Origin of the sequence: Thermoanaerobacterium sp. CMT5567-10, from assembly GCF_030534315.2 — a bacterium.
Lineage (GTDB): Bacteria > Bacillota > Thermoanaerobacteria > Thermoanaerobacterales > Thermoanaerobacteraceae > Thermoanaerobacterium.
Genome location: NZ_CP130558.2, coordinates 2228821 through 2243789, shown reverse-complemented (window position 1 = coordinate 2243789; position 14969 = coordinate 2228821). Strand labels below are relative to the sequence as shown.

Genomic DNA, 14969 nt, shown 5'->3' with positions numbered 1-14969 from the left:
GCTTAATGCCTTTTTGCGTTTTTATAGTAAAAGGATATAAAGACAGTATATACATAATCATATACCAAAAATGATATTTGCGATAATATAAAAATTGAAATAAATGGTAAACCAGTTGCAAATACCCTCATCATAAAAATTCTGCTAAATATGATGTAAACAACAAATAACGATATATTAAACACAATAAGTTTAAGCGCTAATTCCATATACATTCTAAAGCGCTTTTTTTCTATGTAAGATTTTATGATACCGTAAAATCCAAAAAAGCATATGTAATAAACAGATATTAACTTATTAGGAATCAATATTAGCGATAATATCGATGTGGCCAAATAAAATACAAATCCTCCCATACTACCTGTCTCTATCACCATTATTGAAATAGCAAATGACGATACAACGAGAAAAAAGAGCCTGCTGGTAGGCATAATCGATGCAATAAAAAGTATAACTATATTTAAAGCTGCAATCACGCCACCCAATGACAGTGATTTTGCATTTAACATAAAATCAGCTCCTTAAAAACATCTAAACATGTCTCCACCCATGCATTCGCAGCAGGTATCACATGCCCATATAGTAAAGAGGGTCTGACAGCAATCATCATTCATGGTCCTCCTGTAGACATCCCCTTGATACACACCTCTTTGCATTTCCATGTTGTTTAAAGCTTCACGGTACTCCATATTATTTGGGTCCATGTTGACAGCCATCCTAAAGCAGTTGTACGCTTCTCCAAATCTTCCCCTTCTGTAATTTATATGACCGTACAAATAATACCACTGTGCACTTCTGTCTCTCATATTATTTAATATGTTCTCTGCTGCATATAAATCATTTCTATTGAGGGCATTTATCACTTCATAGTACATAGATTCATTATCACTGTATGTCGTATTTCCACTGTTATAACTTCTGTCATGGTTGTAATTATTAGAACCAGCATATCCATCCATTATCGCTTTATATGCATCATTTATTTCCCTCAATTTTTCTTCTGCAAGGTCTTTTAATGGATTATCAGCATACTGATCAGGATGATACTTCTTCACAAGTTCCCTATAAGCCCTTTTAACTTCCTCTATTGAAGCCCCTTCTTTTAATCCTAAAACTTCGTACGGGTTTTGCATGATTTTTCTCCTTCCATAATTCTCATAAATTCCATGTACAGTCCTATTCTAAAAATATTATCAATAATGCCTATATTTTTCTTGAATTTCAATTGTTCATACAATTTCACTATTGTAGAAAGAGTGAAACTTAAATTAAATTTCGTCCACTCTTTTATCTCATCGATTGTATTATTAAGCTCTATTTCACTGTCATCTTTGTCGATAAGATTATACTGATATATAAACGGATTGTAATTTCCACTTTTTATATCGTCTTTTAAATCATTATACGCATCTAAAATGTATATATATCTTCCTAAATGATATGCAATCTCTTCAACCTTTTTACAATCTTCTTCATCTATATTCAGATTTTCATAAAGAAAAACTTCACGCAAAATATTCGCAAATGGCTCTGCAGATTCATCCACAGAAGAACATTTCCCCTTCTCAAGATTCTGCAAAGTTTCTAGGTATTTTCTCATATTTTGTGCCTTTTTCGTATGCAGCTTATATGATTTTTTAAATTGCTTTCTAAATAAAACCTCCAAAAAAGAACTGGCAGTGGCTTTCCCATCTGCTTTGTCGTCTATAAATTTATAATAGACTAGTATTGCATTCATATCAGCAGCATACTTTACAAATGGATTTTCTTTTATGACAGGCTTCTTCTTAAATGGATTTATAATACAGCCTTCTAACTTCATATCAACTTTCTCATCCGATAAACCCGATAAAAAGATTGCCAGATAAGTAAGCTCATAGTTTAACGTTAAGCGGCTTGTCTCGCCATATCTTCTGCCTATCTCCTTGCAAAGGCCACAGTAATATGCTTTAAAAACATCATAGTCTTTCATCTTCATTTCAGGTTTGTACGGCTTTACATATCCAAACATAGCATCTTCCTCAAAAAAATAATCCTGATACTATTTTATCAGGATATAAGCTGTAATTCAAATTAAACAAATACCAACTTATCTAATCATTTCTTTTATTTTCTCATTTTTGTCTATATACAAAAGAAGAGGCAATCCCAATACATAGCATGCAATCATCTCACCCAATCCAACCCATAGCATTGAAGCTACAAGGGGCAAATTAAATACAACATTCAATTCTATGCCTATAATGACTGCATTTATTATAACAGGCGGTAATGGCGCCAAATATCGCTTATATCTAAGATTGGATTTGCCAATATAATACGTTATTACAGCGCTAATTAAAGTCGCCAACGAACCAAATACGACATCAAATATTCCATTGCCTCCAACCATATTCGCAATTATACATCCTACAAAAAGTCCTAAAATGGAATATGATGAAAAGAAAGGCAAAACCGTAAGTGCTTCAGCTACTCTAACTTGGATCTGTCCGTAGCTTATTGGTGCAAGTGCTATTGTCATAACTGCGTACAAAGCAGCGATCAATGCACCATAGACTATTTTCTTTGTTTTTTTGTTCAATTTTATCTCCTCCGTAGTTTTGTTTATAGACAGGATTTTGCGAACTGTCTTTACTTCATTATACAGTTAAATGGTCTTGGGGTCAAACAATTTAACGCCGTCTATCATTTTAAAATGTTGATCAAATGAAAATATCATCATGTTATTTTTAAGCGATGTAGCAGCAATTAGCACATCCAATAAGGGAATAGTCTTGCCATCTCTCGTCAATTTAAAAGAAAGCCTTCCCGCCTCTATCCAATCTTTGTCATCACATGGTACTATCGGAATCGAATCAATGTACCTCTCAAGCATCTCCAACTCTTTTTTTGTCTTTACTCCTTGAAGAAGTTCAGCAATTATAAGACCCATTATATAAACTCTGTCTTGCATCAGCATATTGTCGATAATCTCAGCAATTCCTTGTTTGTTTCCAAAATATTCTATCCATACAGATGTATCAACAAGTATTTTATCTCTCATCTATTTCCATGCTCCTTAATTTTTCGATGTCTGAAGAATCTATTGCGAAATTTATCTTTCCTTTAAGTTCCATCAAATGCTGCAATTTTTTTATCCTTATGGCATCCTTCAACGCCTCTTCAACTGCTTTTGACCTGTTGTTTGTTTCATACAGCATTTCAGCTTCTTTGAGAATATCTTCAGATATATTTATCGTTGTGCGCATACGATCATCTCCTTCATCCTCATGATACATCAATTTTTTATGATAATCAATATGATAAATTTAATCTTAAAATTATTCATACCAGATCTAAACTTTTTAAGCTTCTACAATTTTGTGATGCTTATTAAATACATCAAAGTAGCAATTATAAGCTCTGTAAATTCATTTACTGCACCTAATGTATCTCCGGTCATCCCGCCTATTCTCAATGAAATGTACCTTGTGGTCGCGTACGCGATAATAGATGAAACAGCTAGAAGTTTCAAAAATACTGTGAATTGGACGAATAAAAAGCCAACAATCGATGTAAATAAAAAGCCCAGCAAAAGCTCTGCAGTAGATATCTTGCCGATGATGAGGCCTCCAAGCCCTTCTCCGCCTCTCGCTGATTTTGATGCGTACGCTGCTAAAATTATCGAAAAGCGTCCAAGAAGAGGCATCAATATTAATGTCGAATAAACAAGGTTATCTTTTATGTGGGACAAAAACAGTATTTTTAAAATTACTAAAAATACTAAAGCAAGAACTCCGTTTGTACCAAGCCTTGAATCCCTCATTATTTCAAGCATTCTATCTTTGCCTTTATTGCTAAAAAGACCATCAAATGTGTCTGCAAACCCGTCTATGTGCATTGCACCTGTTAAAATATACAATGACACTATGGCCATTGTAACGGCTATTTCCCGGGGAAATATATTTTTCACAGCATAAAATATAAAACATGCAACGGCACCAATAAGTCCTCCTACAAAAGGGAAATATTTAGCCATCTTGTGAAAATCATTTCTGTCTACATCAATTTGAACGTTAATAGGTATTCTTGTCATAAATTGAAATGATAATATAAAAGCTTTTATCTCATCCATCATGTTCACCACATTATTATAAGCAATTATTTTTACTTTTTATTTCTAAAGGTATGCCTGAAACCATAAAATAAACATAATCTGCATTTTCTGCAATTTTCTTATTTATCCTGCCTGAGATGTCTCTAAATATTCTTCCCAGTTTATATTCAGGCACAAGTCCCATACCAACTTCATTTGTGACTACTATGACATCTTTGTTGCTGGCTTTTGAGGCATTAATCAAACCGTCAACTTCTTTAGTTATTTTTTCTTCAGCTCTATCTACATCTTCTAAATCTTTCTCTTCCCAAGTCATATCGATTTCTAAAAGCAGGTTTGACACCATTACCGTCAGGCAATCCAAAAGAACAGCTTTTTTATTTGTGCTTCTTATAATGTCAGAGATGCCATTATAAGCCTCTACTGTTTCCCACTCCTCCGGCCTTCTTTCTCTATGCCTTCTAACTCTTTCTTTCATCTCGTCATCAAACGGTATAGATGTAGCGATGTAAAGGACGCTGTAACCACCGTCTTTCATTGCAAGGCTTTCTGCAAACTGGCTTTTGCCAGATCTTGCGCCGCCTGTCACCATAATCAAAGCCAATAAAAACACCTTCTTTCAGAAAAATCACTTAAAAACTTCTTTTATAGCTTCTATCAGTTTTACATTATCATCATGACTTTTTACAGCCACTCTAAAATACCTATTATCCAAATACCTGAAATTTGATGCATCTCTTATCAGTATCCCTCTTTTTAATAATTCTTCTTTTAAGTCATTAACACTCTGATGCTTCAGCTTTAAAAGCATAAAATTAACCTGCGTATCAAACACGACTAATTCATCTATCTTTTTAAGCTCATTCATCAAATAATCTATTTCTTTTTTTATATATTTTCTCGTATTTCCCATAAATTTGACATCATCAAAAATCCTTCTTCCTACTGCATCAGCAAAAGCATTTACCGTCCAAGGCTCTTTATAATCTTCCAATCTCTTTATCAAATTTTCACTTCCAAAACCGTATCCTAAGCGCAACCCCGGAAGCCCAAAAAATTTAGTAGCAGCTCTTACGACAAAAAGATTATCGTAGTCATTTATGAGATCTAAAGACTGGTATTCTTCATAATCGTATATGAATTCTATAAACGCCTCATCTATCATCACCGGCAAATCAAGATTTTTCGCTTCCTTCACTATGTATTCCACATCTTTTCGCTTTATTCCCTTGCCTGTAGGATTATTTGGATTTCCTATGATGACAGAATCCACTTCTTTGAAGCGATTTACTATTTTGTTCGCATCAATCACGTATCCATCTTCTTCTGAAATCTCGTAGTACAAAGGATTTCCTCCTGATAATGTGACTGCCCTTTCGTATTCCAAAAAAGCAGGAGATGGAATAAGCGGCTTTTTCAGAGAAAATGCCCGCACAAAAAGGTAGATAAGTTCCGACGCACCATTACCGACTATTATGTTCTCATTTTTTAGGCCCACATATCTTGAGATAGACCTTTTCAACTGGGTATAGTTTATGTCAGGGTACTTTGTTAAAACTGCAATATCAATGGAATCTCTTATACATTCGGGGAAGCCAAGAGGGTTTATGTTTGAGCTAAAGTCTATTACATCTTCATTGTACACATAAATATTGCCGCCATGCTCATATTTATCCACTTATTTCACCTTCCATCTATGAGTCTACCTAAACGTACAAACGGTTTGTCTAAGAGATTCTCAATTTTTCGCCTATCACCCTCTTTGTAAACTACAATGCAACACGTGGAAGGGCCCCCTGACTTTTCATCATCAATCTCGTTATCGTATTCTCTTAATAAATTTAGTCCAGAAGTAAATTTGAGCACATCAAGTTCATATTTTATCCCTCTTGACCCTACGGGAATCGCTTCTACTATTTCGCTACATCTAAATATTTTTACATAATCTTTAAGCGTAAGAATATCATGAAAGCGCAAAACCTCTTGTCCAACACGGGGGTAACCTATTAAGCCTACCTCCATGCCTGCCATAGCCTTTCGCACTTTTAAATCTTCTTTCGCTGCCTTTCCAATTGCTGTCACGCCAACACCAGTCATTGTTGATGGAAAATTTTCCTCCGTGCTACCAGTTAAAGCGACATCATATATCCCGTTGTCATTTAGCTCTTTTCTTATGCCATCTATGATTTTAATTCCAGTTGGGTTCATCTCATTTGACAGCGTATCCGATATGATGATTGGCCAAGCTCCAATGCACAAAAGCTCAGATACTGCGACCTTTGTCACGGTCCTTCCCACTATCTCCTCATCTACCTTCAATATGTCGCCTTCTTTATTTCCAATTGCACCGATGCTATCGCAAGCTATTGCATATACAGTATCACTTTCATATATTATTAAGACATCTCTATATCTCTCTACCATATCTCATCCTCATTACCTTTTTATCTTAGTTGAGATGGCTTTAAAGATGACTGCCGCTAGAAAAACATTAGCAAACGATGCAATAGTAAGCGGAAATACCATCTGTACAAAAAAGCCCCAACCATATTGAGGAACAAAAATAAGTGTTGCAACAGGTCCATTTAATATAGTACCAACAGCAACTGCTACATAGCTATTAAACTTTTTATACGCAAGTGAATAAAAATATGCACATACAGCCATCGATACAGCAATGATGATATGGTTAGGTATTCCAAGTGGAAAACCAGATGTAAGTGCAGTAAAAATATGTCCTAAAGAAATAACGATTGCTCCTATGTAGCTTCCAAAATAAAGGGATGCAAAATACCCAGGCAATGAATCAAATGCAACTGTATTGTAGATTTTAATCATGGCACCAACAGCACTCATGGCTATAAGCATAGCCACAAGCGTCAAAGTTTTTACATTTTTTAATGGCGATGTCTTTATATGCATTATTAAATACCTCCATTCAAAATAATTAATTTTAATGCAAAAAACAAAACAAGTCCCAGAAAAGATGTCATATACATTATCTTTACGCTGTCCTTAATATGTTCTAATTTAAGTGCCTCTTTGCCATCTCCCAACTTCGGTTTTAATTCAGGCTTTCCAAAATAATAGTTAAGCCCTCCCAACTCTACATTTAGCGCACCCGCAACAGCAGCTTCCCCATGTGCGCTGTTGGGGCTTTCATGCTTTAATCTATCCCTTTTTAAAATGCGAAAGCTATTTTTATAGTCGTATCTCAGCAAAAAAGATGATGCTACAATCAAAAGCCCTGTTATCCTGGCTGGCAAGAAATTCAATACATCGTCAAGCTTTGCAGAGGCATATCCTATTTCTGCGTATTTTTCATTTTTATAACCAACCATTGAGTCAAGTGTGCTGGAAGCCTTGTAAGCTAATGCCAACGGTGCACCGCCTATAAAAGCATAAAATAGAGGCCCAATTATCCCATCAGATATGTTTTCTGCCACCGTCTCCACAACACCTCTTACAATGTCACTGTAACCTAAGTTTTCCGTATCACGGCTTACGATGAAAGACAACATCTTCCGAGCTTCAACAATGTTGTCGTTTTTAAGAGGGCTGTATACTCTCATGGCTGATTTTGCTAAATCATTTGTGGCAAGACACGTGTAAATGAGAAGCATATCTAAAATCTTTCCTAAATACACATTTAATTCTTTCAGCAAGTAAATGATAAGATACCCACTTATGTAGCTTGTAAAAACAACTACAGCACACAAGAAATAACCCGCGATTCTTTCCTGTCTTGCGGTTTTGGCTATTTCCCTAAATTTACGCTCCAAAAAGCTGATTAATTTTCCCATAAGTCTCACTGGGTGAGGGTATCCTTCTGGATCGCCTATCATTAAATCTAAAAAATATGCAGCTATCACTTCCATATTCAAATACTGCCTTTCATTATCTTGTAAATTTTATTCATATCCAGGCTATTTCTGACTATATCTGCCAGCCTATCGTACTCTCTTTCCTTAAATTCCCTGTAATCTTCAATGTAATCTATCTCTTTGAAGCCTTTTGATTTTCTGACGATATTTATAAGCCTCCTTGTGAAGTCCGTGTTTTCAAATATTCCATGCATATACGTGCCAAACACCTTTCCATCACTGCTTACACACCCATCACTGACAGATATTTTTTCCTCATTCCTCACTAAAATGTTGGAAAAACTTTTTTCTCCCGTAGAGCTTATCCCCATGTGTATTTCGTATCCATCTACAAACAGTTTTCTAAGCGGTGATAAAAAATCAGGCAAATCATCGGAAATTTGAGCTTTAACCTGCGTCGTAATCTTTTCATCTGAAATAACTGTCTCTATGTCTAATAGTCCTAAACCTTCCATCTCACTAACAGGCCCTTCTATGTGTTGTGGATCCCATATCTTTTTCCCCAACATCTGATATCCACCGCATATACCGATTATAAGCTTCCCTCTTTTTCTTAAATTCAAGATCTCATGGTGCATTCCAGCATCTTTAAGTGTTTTAAGATCTCCTATCGTGTTTTTCGTACCTGGTATTATCAATACGTCGCAATCACCGATTTTTTCGCCTCTACTTACGTACCTTACATTTACATCTTGAATCTTTTTTAATGGCTCAAAATCAGTAAAGTTAGATATATGGGGGAGATTTAAAATCGCAATATCAATGGCTCCACTGCTTTTTCTCCTGTAATAAGAATCCGTTGCACTATCCTCTTCATCAACATAGACGTCTATGTACGGAACAACTCCAATGACATCTTTATTAATTATGTCCTCCAGCATCTTTATCCCCGGCTTTAATATTTCCATGTCTCCTCTAAATTTATTTATTATGACGCCTTTTACTCTTTTCCTCTCATCATCATTTAAAAGCAATAGTGTGCCTGCAATAGACGCGAAGACACCGCCTTTATCTATGTCGCCTACTATCAATACTGGTGAATCAACGAGTTCAGCCAATCCCATATTTACAACGTCTTTTTCTCTAAGGTTTATTTCGGCAGGGCTTCCAGCGCCTTCAATCACTACTATGTCGTATGACTGGCTAAGCTTATCAAAATCCTCTTTTATCATACCTAAAAGTGTCGGCTTAAATTTCTGATAGCAAGATGCATCCATGCTGTCATAAACTTTTCCTCTTAGTATAACTTGACAATTTTTGTCTGAACTTGGCTTTAAAAGTATGGGATTCATAAGTACCGATGGTTTTATGCCTGCAGCTTCAGCTTGTACAGCTTGTGCTCGCCCCATCTCAAGCCCCTCATCTGTTATAAAGGAATTAAGCGCCATATTTTGAGACTTAAATGGTGCAACTTTATATCCATCCTGTCTGAATATCCTACAAAGAGCAGCAGTCAATAAGCTCTTTCCGACAGATGATGCCGTACCTTGCAGCATTATCTTAAGTGCCATTTTTATACATCTCCTGTGTATAATTTTTGCATTTATTTATAAACCTAATTACAGCATTTGGATATTTCAATAAGTTGATGTGAACATAGGTACCTAAACAATTTTTGTACACATATCCGCATGACCACTTGTCTTCAGAATTAGGCTTATGCACTTCATACGCAAAATCATCGTGTATCCCCGACATCTTCGAGTTATGAAAAACATGACCAAAGATGACATCTCCTTTTTCAAATAGCACATTATCTTTTACCACATCTACCTTGGCGTAACCAAAATTGATTAATCTTTTCGTCATTATGGCATCTAAATCGAATATTCCTACCATATGGTGTCCATCTCCATTTAGATCCACGATTTTTTTCGCAAGGTACATAAGACCACCGCATTCTGCATAGACTGGCATTCCCTTTTCAATACTTTCTTTAATTGAAGATAACATGGAATGATTTTTGCTTAATCTTTCAGCAAAAACCTCAGGAAATCCTCCACCTAAGTATATTCCTGACACACCTTTTGGAATAGCATCATCACGTAGAGGACTAAATGGGATTAACTCTGCTCCACGCTCCATCAATGAATCTAAGCTATCTTGATAGTAAAAATTAAATGCTTCGTCGTATGCAAGTGCAATTTTGACAGTTTCTCTTATTCTTACTGACACTTTTTCTTCAATTAAATCATCTTTCTTAAAATCTACATCACATGCATCGAGAATGCCCTCTACGTCTATGAATTGCTCTATGCTATCGTACAAAATGCTAAAATTGTGATTTTCCTTTGTCTCAAATATAGGCATAAGTCCAAGATGCCTCTCAGGCAAACTAACCCTATCATCCTGGGGAAGATATCCAAATGCTTTTATGCCTAAATCTCTTTCTATGCATTCTTTTAAAAGCTTGTAATGTTTTTCACTGCCAACTCTGTTGAATATTACTCCTACAATATTGACATCTTTATCGTATTCTATATAGCCTTTAACTAAGGCAGAAACACTTGCAGCCATTCCAGATGCGTCAACGACAAGTACGACAGGTAAGTTTAAAAGTTTTGCCACATGTGCACTGCTGCCATAGCTTGTATTATTGATTCCATCGTACATACCCATGACGCCTTCTACGACTGTCACATCTCCAGATAAAGCGTGCTTTAAAAAGGACTTTTTCACGTAGTCATCTCCAAGCATGTAGACGTCCAAATTGTATGAGAAATTGCCAGATGCAAACCTGTGATACGCCGTGTCTATGTAATCAGGACCAACTTTAAACGAAATGACCTTGTATTTTTTAGAAAGATATCCTATTACACCAATAGTAATGGTCGTCTTACCTACGCCAGAATGAGTTCCGGCTATCATAAATGCTTTACACAATTTTCAAATCATCCCCTTGCTTTTTTGAGAGAATAATAAGCGGTGTATCTGTAATAGGATTTCTGATTACATCAGCATCGACAGAAAAAGCCATCTTTATATTTTCTGCAGTAAGGACTTCATTTGGCGTCCCCATCGATATAATCTCTCCATCTTTCATAAGTAGAATAAAATCGCAAAATTGAGATGATAAGTTGATGTCATGAAGAACAGCAAACACAAGTATATCTTTTGCGGTCAACTGCTTAAGTATTGAAAGCACTTCTATTTGATATTTTACATCTAAATGTGAAATCGGCTCATCCAATAGCAAGATCTTAGGCTCTTGAGCCAACGCTCTTGCAATGTAAACCCTTTGCCTTTGCCCACCACTTAATTCATTTACATATCTATCCTTAAGATCCCATGTGTTTGTAAGAATCATCGCTTCTTTTACGATGTTTACGTCTTTTTTAGTCTCTCTTTGAAATCTCCTTAAATAAGGAGTCCTTCCCATCATAACAACATCATAAGAGGTAAATTCAAAGTCAGAATACACATCCTGCGGAACATAACCGATAAGCATCGCTTTGTCCTTTGATTTCATGCTGTATATGCTCTTCCCCGCTATAGACACATTTCCTTTACTTGGCTTCAAGTACCCTGATAAGTTCTTTAAAAGAGTAGTCTTTCCAGACCCATTACTGCCTAGTATCCCCACCATTTTATAGTCATCTATCTTAAAATTTACACCTTTTAAAGCCTGAATCATACCATAACTAAAATGAAGATCTTCCACATTTACGATCGCCATATTATTTGACCTCTTTATTTTTATTTTTGACAAGAAGATATAAGAAAAATGGTCCACCACAAGCGGCAGTTATTATGCCAACTGGTATTTCTACAGGAGCCATCACAGTTCTTGCCAGCGTATCAGCCAATACCAAAAACGCTGCACCTACTACACCGCTAAAAGGAACTAAAACTCTGTTGTCAGAACCTATAATAAGCCTTGATATGTGAGGCACTATAAGCCCTACAAAGCCAATTATTCCACCTGCTGAAACAGAAGACGCGGTGATTAAAGAACCTACAATCAATATGATTTTTTTAACTCTTTCAGTATCAATCCCTAAATGCTCAGCTATTTCTTCACCTGTCATTATCACATTAAGATCTCTCGAAAACGTGTATAATGCAATACATCCAATCAATATTAGTGGTACTGTGTAAAAAACCTGGCTCCAGCTAATAAGACTAAATCCCCCCATCGTCCAAAAGACTATCTGTGACATCTCATTATGATTCAAAAGCATCATGAGAGAAATAACTGAAGACATAAAAGCACTGATGGCAATGCCTGCAAGAAGCATCGTCTGCATTTTAATATACGGTCCTTTTTTAGCCAAAATATACACTACGTAAATAGTCATAAGAGCAAATGCAAATGCAAAAAATTGAAGACCAAAAATGCCTAATCCTAAGACAATTGCGATGGACGCTCCGAAAGCTGCTCCCGATGATATACCTAAAACATAAGGATCTGCCATAGGATTCTTCAAAAGTCCTTGAAAGAACGTACCTGCCACAGAAAGTCCCATCCCAGTAAAAGCAGCTTCAATAATCCTTGGAAACCTAAGATTTAACAATATCATCTTGTCTGTGCTGTTGCCATCACCAAATATGACATCAACAATACTTTTCAATGGCATTTTGACTGCACCAACTGATGCAGAAAACATCAGCGATGCAATCAAAATCACAATAGAAATTAGCAAATAAAAACCTTTTTTCACTTTCAATTTATTTAAATGCCTCCGGATGTAAATCTTTTGCAATTTCTTCTAAACCTAAGACGATTCTGTTAGATGGCTTAGTGACAATGTCATCGTTGGATATTACAAATATTTTGCCATCCTTTGCCGCTTTTGTATCTTTATAACCTGCCATATTTTTTATTTCATTGGCATTTGCAGCATGTGGTGATGTAATTATCACATCAGGATTCTTCTGTATCAATTTTTCCATGCTGTACTGCGCCCATCCGTTTGCATCACTGGCTACATTATTTCCACCAGCCAATGTAATAAGTTCATCGATAAACGTACCCTTGCCAGCCGTCCAATTTCCATTTGTATCAACAACATAAAACACATTTACTTTTGGCAAATCCTTCACTTTATCATTGATTTCTTTGATTTTATCCTTCATGCTGCTTATTATTTCATTTCCCTTTTCTACATTACCTGTGATTTCAGCTAATATCTTTATTGAATCATATATCTGGTTTATGTTCTGAGCTTCCAATACCACCACCGGTATGCCTGATTTCTCGATTGTCTCCATATGGTCTTTTCCAGAAAGATTTGATGCAAATACGATATCTGGCTTTTGTGCCAATATAGTTTCAATATTAGGCCCTTCATATCCTCCAACTTTTGCAACACTTTTTACCTCTGGTGGATAATCGTCGTAATTGGTAACGCCGACAACATCTTTGCCAGCGCCAATTGCGTAAATCAGCTCTGTAGTTGATGGAGACAAGGAAACAATTCTTTTCGGCTCCTTTTTTATCGTCACTTGCCTACCCATAAAATCAGTAATCTTCAATGGAAATGTAGCCTTAACTTCAGTTTTCGTAGTATTGTCATTTGTTGCTGTCTTTTCTTGAGTTTTTTGAGAACATGAGACAAGGCTTAATGAAAGAACTGCTATTATGATGAAAACTACGATATTTTTAATCCACTTTTTCACTTAGATCTCTCCTCCTAAATTATTTATAAAGATTTGAAACATAACCAAAGCGCTTAAACAGTAAACCTAAAAAATTAAGGCATACCGAGAAGGTATGCCCCATATTTTTCAATGCAAATATGTACCACATTACCAACCTCCCCTCCGAAGGTGTTTTTCACATCTTAAGGCAGGTCTCCTGGCTTGCAATTCATCTTTAGCTCAACCTTCCCGGTTTCACCAGTGGTTTTTTGAGCCTCATCATCGCTTACAGTAGCGGGGGCTGCAGCGGCTTCTCACCGCTTTCCCTATTAACCTTTCGGACCTTAAGACCATATTTAGTTTAACTATATTATATCTTTAATGCAAAATTGCGTCAATGAAAATAAATGGCCTTTTTTTGCAATAATTTGTCATGAATCTATCATCTCAACCCATATAAACTTTTACTACTGTAATATCCAATATAACAAACATGATGAATACCGCTAAAATAATTGAAATCAAAATAAATGCCTGCAAGATAAACTCCCTGTACCTTTTCATCCCACACTCTTCCTCCAATTTCTATAAAGCAAATCGTTTTTTCCTTCTTTATATATAGACAAATTTCTTCCTCATTTTGTTACAGTTTTTTTAAAAAATTTTTTATGTATAAAAAAATAGCCCAAAGGGCTACTTATCAAATGAAGCGTGTGGTATCAAAAGCATACTGTTTTAATGAGCTTCAAAACGCAAATCCGATGTAATCTCGAAACTATCATAGTAAAAGTACAATATTCCTGATTTAGTATCCAAGAAAAACAGCTTATTAGTCATATAATTAGTTCTAAAAGAAGTCGAATCTTTTTGCTTAGTATTTGTATATAAATAATAGTATCCATTCTCTTTTACTTTTGGAAATGGATATTTTTCCCCAAGCGTTAAGTTAGGTTGTGGCAATGATTTTGCTAATGAGTACGGTATCACAGAACCAAACTTCCATCCTTTTTCTTCTGCAGATTTGATGAAAGCATCCATTTGGGACTTATCGAACTTCATAACGATGTAATGTAGCTCTTGGTCCCTATCGCCTGTATAGTTATTCTCCAGTATATTAACTGATCTTGGAATGTAGATGCCAATTTGGGAGGCGACAAAATATTGAGGTCCAGAAAATATCTTAGAAAAAATCAGTATGCACAATCCCAAAGCAAAAAAAATACCAACTGTTATTCCCCACCATTTTATGAGATTTCTATTTCCAGATCGTCTCCATTTATAAACTGAAAAGCCAAGCCAAACAATCATTAATACAGCTACATTAATAAGAAATATTTCATATATGTAAATCATGCGATTGCCTAAATTCCCTAAGTATAATTGCGTATGTAAATTCATTGATATCACCT

General features: G+C 35.6%; 18 protein-coding genes and 1 riboswitch. All 18 genes read right to left on the bottom strand.

Going from position 1 to position 14969, the window contains the following annotated elements; translation table 11 throughout:
- Positions 1-2 precede the first annotated feature (2 nt).
- Positions 3-509: a hypothetical protein gene (locus Q2T46_RS11345; RefSeq protein WP_303265387.1), complete on the bottom strand. Its 507-nt coding sequence runs from the start codon at positions 507-509 to the stop codon at positions 3-5.
- Between the two features lie 12 nt (positions 510-521).
- On the bottom strand, positions 522-1133 hold the full coding sequence (locus Q2T46_RS11340; RefSeq protein WP_094045533.1) for a J domain-containing protein: 612 nt from the start codon (positions 1131-1133) through the stop codon (positions 522-524).
- The gene (locus Q2T46_RS11335) at positions 1109-2011 is read right to left on the bottom strand and encodes a DUF5685 family protein (protein ID WP_303265388.1); all 903 of its coding nucleotides are present in this window, start codon (positions 2009-2011) and stop codon (positions 1109-1111) included. The genes Q2T46_RS11340 and Q2T46_RS11335 overlap by 25 nt, the downstream gene beginning before the upstream one ends.
- Positions 2012-2089: 78 nt before the next feature.
- Positions 2090-2581 carry a QueT transporter family protein gene (locus Q2T46_RS11330; protein WP_303265389.1) on the bottom strand — a complete coding sequence of 164 codons (492 nt, stop codon included), beginning with the start codon at positions 2579-2581 and terminating at the stop codon, positions 2090-2092.
- A 66-nt stretch (positions 2582-2647) separates the two neighbouring features.
- Positions 2648-3043, bottom strand: coding sequence for a PIN domain-containing protein (locus Q2T46_RS11325; protein ID WP_303265390.1), 396 nt, complete (start codon positions 3041-3043; stop codon positions 2648-2650).
- Complete coding sequence (locus tag Q2T46_RS11320) at positions 3033-3248, bottom strand: type II toxin-antitoxin system VapB family antitoxin (RefSeq protein WP_094045541.1); 216 nt, start codon at positions 3246-3248, stop codon at positions 3033-3035. Before Q2T46_RS11320 ends, Q2T46_RS11325 begins: the two co-directional genes overlap by 11 nt.
- 104 nt (positions 3249-3352) lie before the next feature.
- Positions 3353-4114, bottom strand: a complete 762-nt coding sequence (cobS, locus tag Q2T46_RS11315) for an adenosylcobinamide-GDP ribazoletransferase (protein ID WP_303265391.1) — start codon at positions 4112-4114, stop codon at positions 3353-3355.
- Positions 4115-4130: 16 nt separating this feature from the next.
- The gene (cobU, locus tag Q2T46_RS11310; RefSeq protein ID WP_303265392.1) at positions 4131-4700 is read right to left on the bottom strand and encodes a bifunctional adenosylcobinamide kinase/adenosylcobinamide-phosphate guanylyltransferase; all 570 of its coding nucleotides are present in this window, start codon (positions 4698-4700) and stop codon (positions 4131-4133) included.
- A gap of 24 nt (positions 4701-4724) precedes the next feature.
- Positions 4725-5774, bottom strand: coding sequence for a threonine-phosphate decarboxylase CobD (gene cobD / locus Q2T46_RS11305; protein WP_303265393.1), 1050 nt, complete (start codon positions 5772-5774; stop codon positions 4725-4727).
- Between the two features lie 5 nt (positions 5775-5779).
- Entirely contained in the window at positions 5780-6520 is a 741-nt protein-coding gene (locus Q2T46_RS11300) for a hypothetical protein (RefSeq protein ID WP_303265394.1), read from the bottom strand.
- 12 nt (positions 6521-6532) lie between these two features.
- Entirely contained in the window at positions 6533-7018 is a 486-nt protein-coding gene (locus tag Q2T46_RS11295) for an ECF transporter S component (protein WP_303265395.1), read from the bottom strand.
- A 2-nt stretch (positions 7019-7020) separates the two neighbouring features.
- Entirely contained in the window at positions 7021-7974 is a 954-nt protein-coding gene (gene cbiB, locus Q2T46_RS11290; RefSeq protein WP_303265396.1) for an adenosylcobinamide-phosphate synthase CbiB, read from the bottom strand.
- A gap of 2 nt (positions 7975-7976) precedes the next feature.
- On the bottom strand, positions 7977-9491 hold the full coding sequence (locus Q2T46_RS11285; protein WP_303265397.1) for a cobyric acid synthase: 1515 nt from the start codon (positions 9489-9491) through the stop codon (positions 7977-7979).
- A complete protein-coding gene (locus Q2T46_RS11280; RefSeq protein WP_303265398.1) occupies positions 9481-10863 on the bottom strand; it encodes a cobyrinate a,c-diamide synthase in 1383 nt (460 codons plus the stop codon). The genes Q2T46_RS11285 and Q2T46_RS11280 overlap by 11 nt, the downstream gene beginning before the upstream one ends.
- Complete coding sequence (locus tag Q2T46_RS11275) at positions 10856-11656, bottom strand: ABC transporter ATP-binding protein (RefSeq protein ID WP_303265399.1); 801 nt, start codon at positions 11654-11656, stop codon at positions 10856-10858. Before Q2T46_RS11275 ends, Q2T46_RS11280 begins: the two co-directional genes overlap by 8 nt.
- Before the next feature lies 1 nt (position 11657).
- Complete coding sequence (locus tag Q2T46_RS11270) at positions 11658-12647, bottom strand: iron ABC transporter permease (protein WP_303265400.1); 990 nt, start codon at positions 12645-12647, stop codon at positions 11658-11660.
- Position 12648: 1 nt separating this feature from the next.
- Entirely contained in the window at positions 12649-13599 is a 951-nt protein-coding gene (locus tag Q2T46_RS11265) for an ABC transporter substrate-binding protein (protein ID WP_303265401.1), read from the bottom strand.
- Positions 13600-13749: 150 nt separating this feature from the next.
- Positions 13750-13922, bottom strand: a riboswitch (cobalamin riboswitch).
- 373 nt (positions 13923-14295) lie between these two features.
- Positions 14296-14958, bottom strand: coding sequence for a hypothetical protein (locus Q2T46_RS11260; RefSeq protein ID WP_303265402.1), 663 nt, complete (start codon positions 14956-14958; stop codon positions 14296-14298).
- Positions 14959-14969: the final 11 nt, after the last annotated feature.

Excerpts from the sequence above, each read along its gene's own strand:
- Q2T46_RS11275 (WP_303265399.1), bottom strand. The coding sequence starts at position 11,656 with ATGGCGATCGTAAATGTGGAAGATCTTCATTTTAGTTATGGTATGATT.
- Q2T46_RS11295 (WP_303265395.1), bottom strand. The coding sequence starts at position 7,018 with ATGCATATAAAGACATCGCCATTAAAAAATGTAAAAACTTTGACGCTT.
- cbiB (WP_303265396.1), bottom strand. The coding sequence starts at position 7,974 with ATGGAAGTGATAGCTGCATATTTTTTAGATTTAATGATAGGCGATCCA.
- Q2T46_RS11325 (WP_303265390.1), bottom strand. The coding sequence starts at position 3,043 with ATGAGAGATAAAATACTTGTTGATACATCTGTATGGATAGAATATTTT.
- Q2T46_RS11335 (WP_303265388.1), bottom strand. The coding sequence starts at position 2,011 with ATGTTTGGATATGTAAAGCCGTACAAACCTGAAATGAAGATGAAAGAC.
- Q2T46_RS11300 (WP_303265394.1), bottom strand. The coding sequence starts at position 6,520 with ATGGTAGAGAGATATAGAGATGTCTTAATAATATATGAAAGTGATACT.
- Q2T46_RS11320 (WP_094045541.1), bottom strand. The coding sequence starts at position 3,248 with ATGCGCACAACGATAAATATATCTGAAGATATTCTCAAAGAAGCTGAA.
- Q2T46_RS11260 (WP_303265402.1), bottom strand. The coding sequence starts at position 14,958 with ATGAATTTACATACGCAATTATACTTAGGGAATTTAGGCAATCGCATG.
- Q2T46_RS11285 (WP_303265397.1), bottom strand. The coding sequence starts at position 9,491 with ATGGCACTTAAGATAATGCTGCAAGGTACGGCATCATCTGTCGGAAAG.
- Q2T46_RS11345 (WP_303265387.1), bottom strand. The coding sequence starts at position 509 with ATGTTAAATGCAAAATCACTGTCATTGGGTGGCGTGATTGCAGCTTTA.
- Q2T46_RS11340 (WP_094045533.1), bottom strand. The coding sequence starts at position 1,133 with ATGCAAAACCCGTACGAAGTTTTAGGATTAAAAGAAGGGGCTTCAATA.
- cobS (WP_303265391.1), bottom strand. The coding sequence starts at position 4,114 with ATGGATGAGATAAAAGCTTTTATATTATCATTTCAATTTATGACAAGA.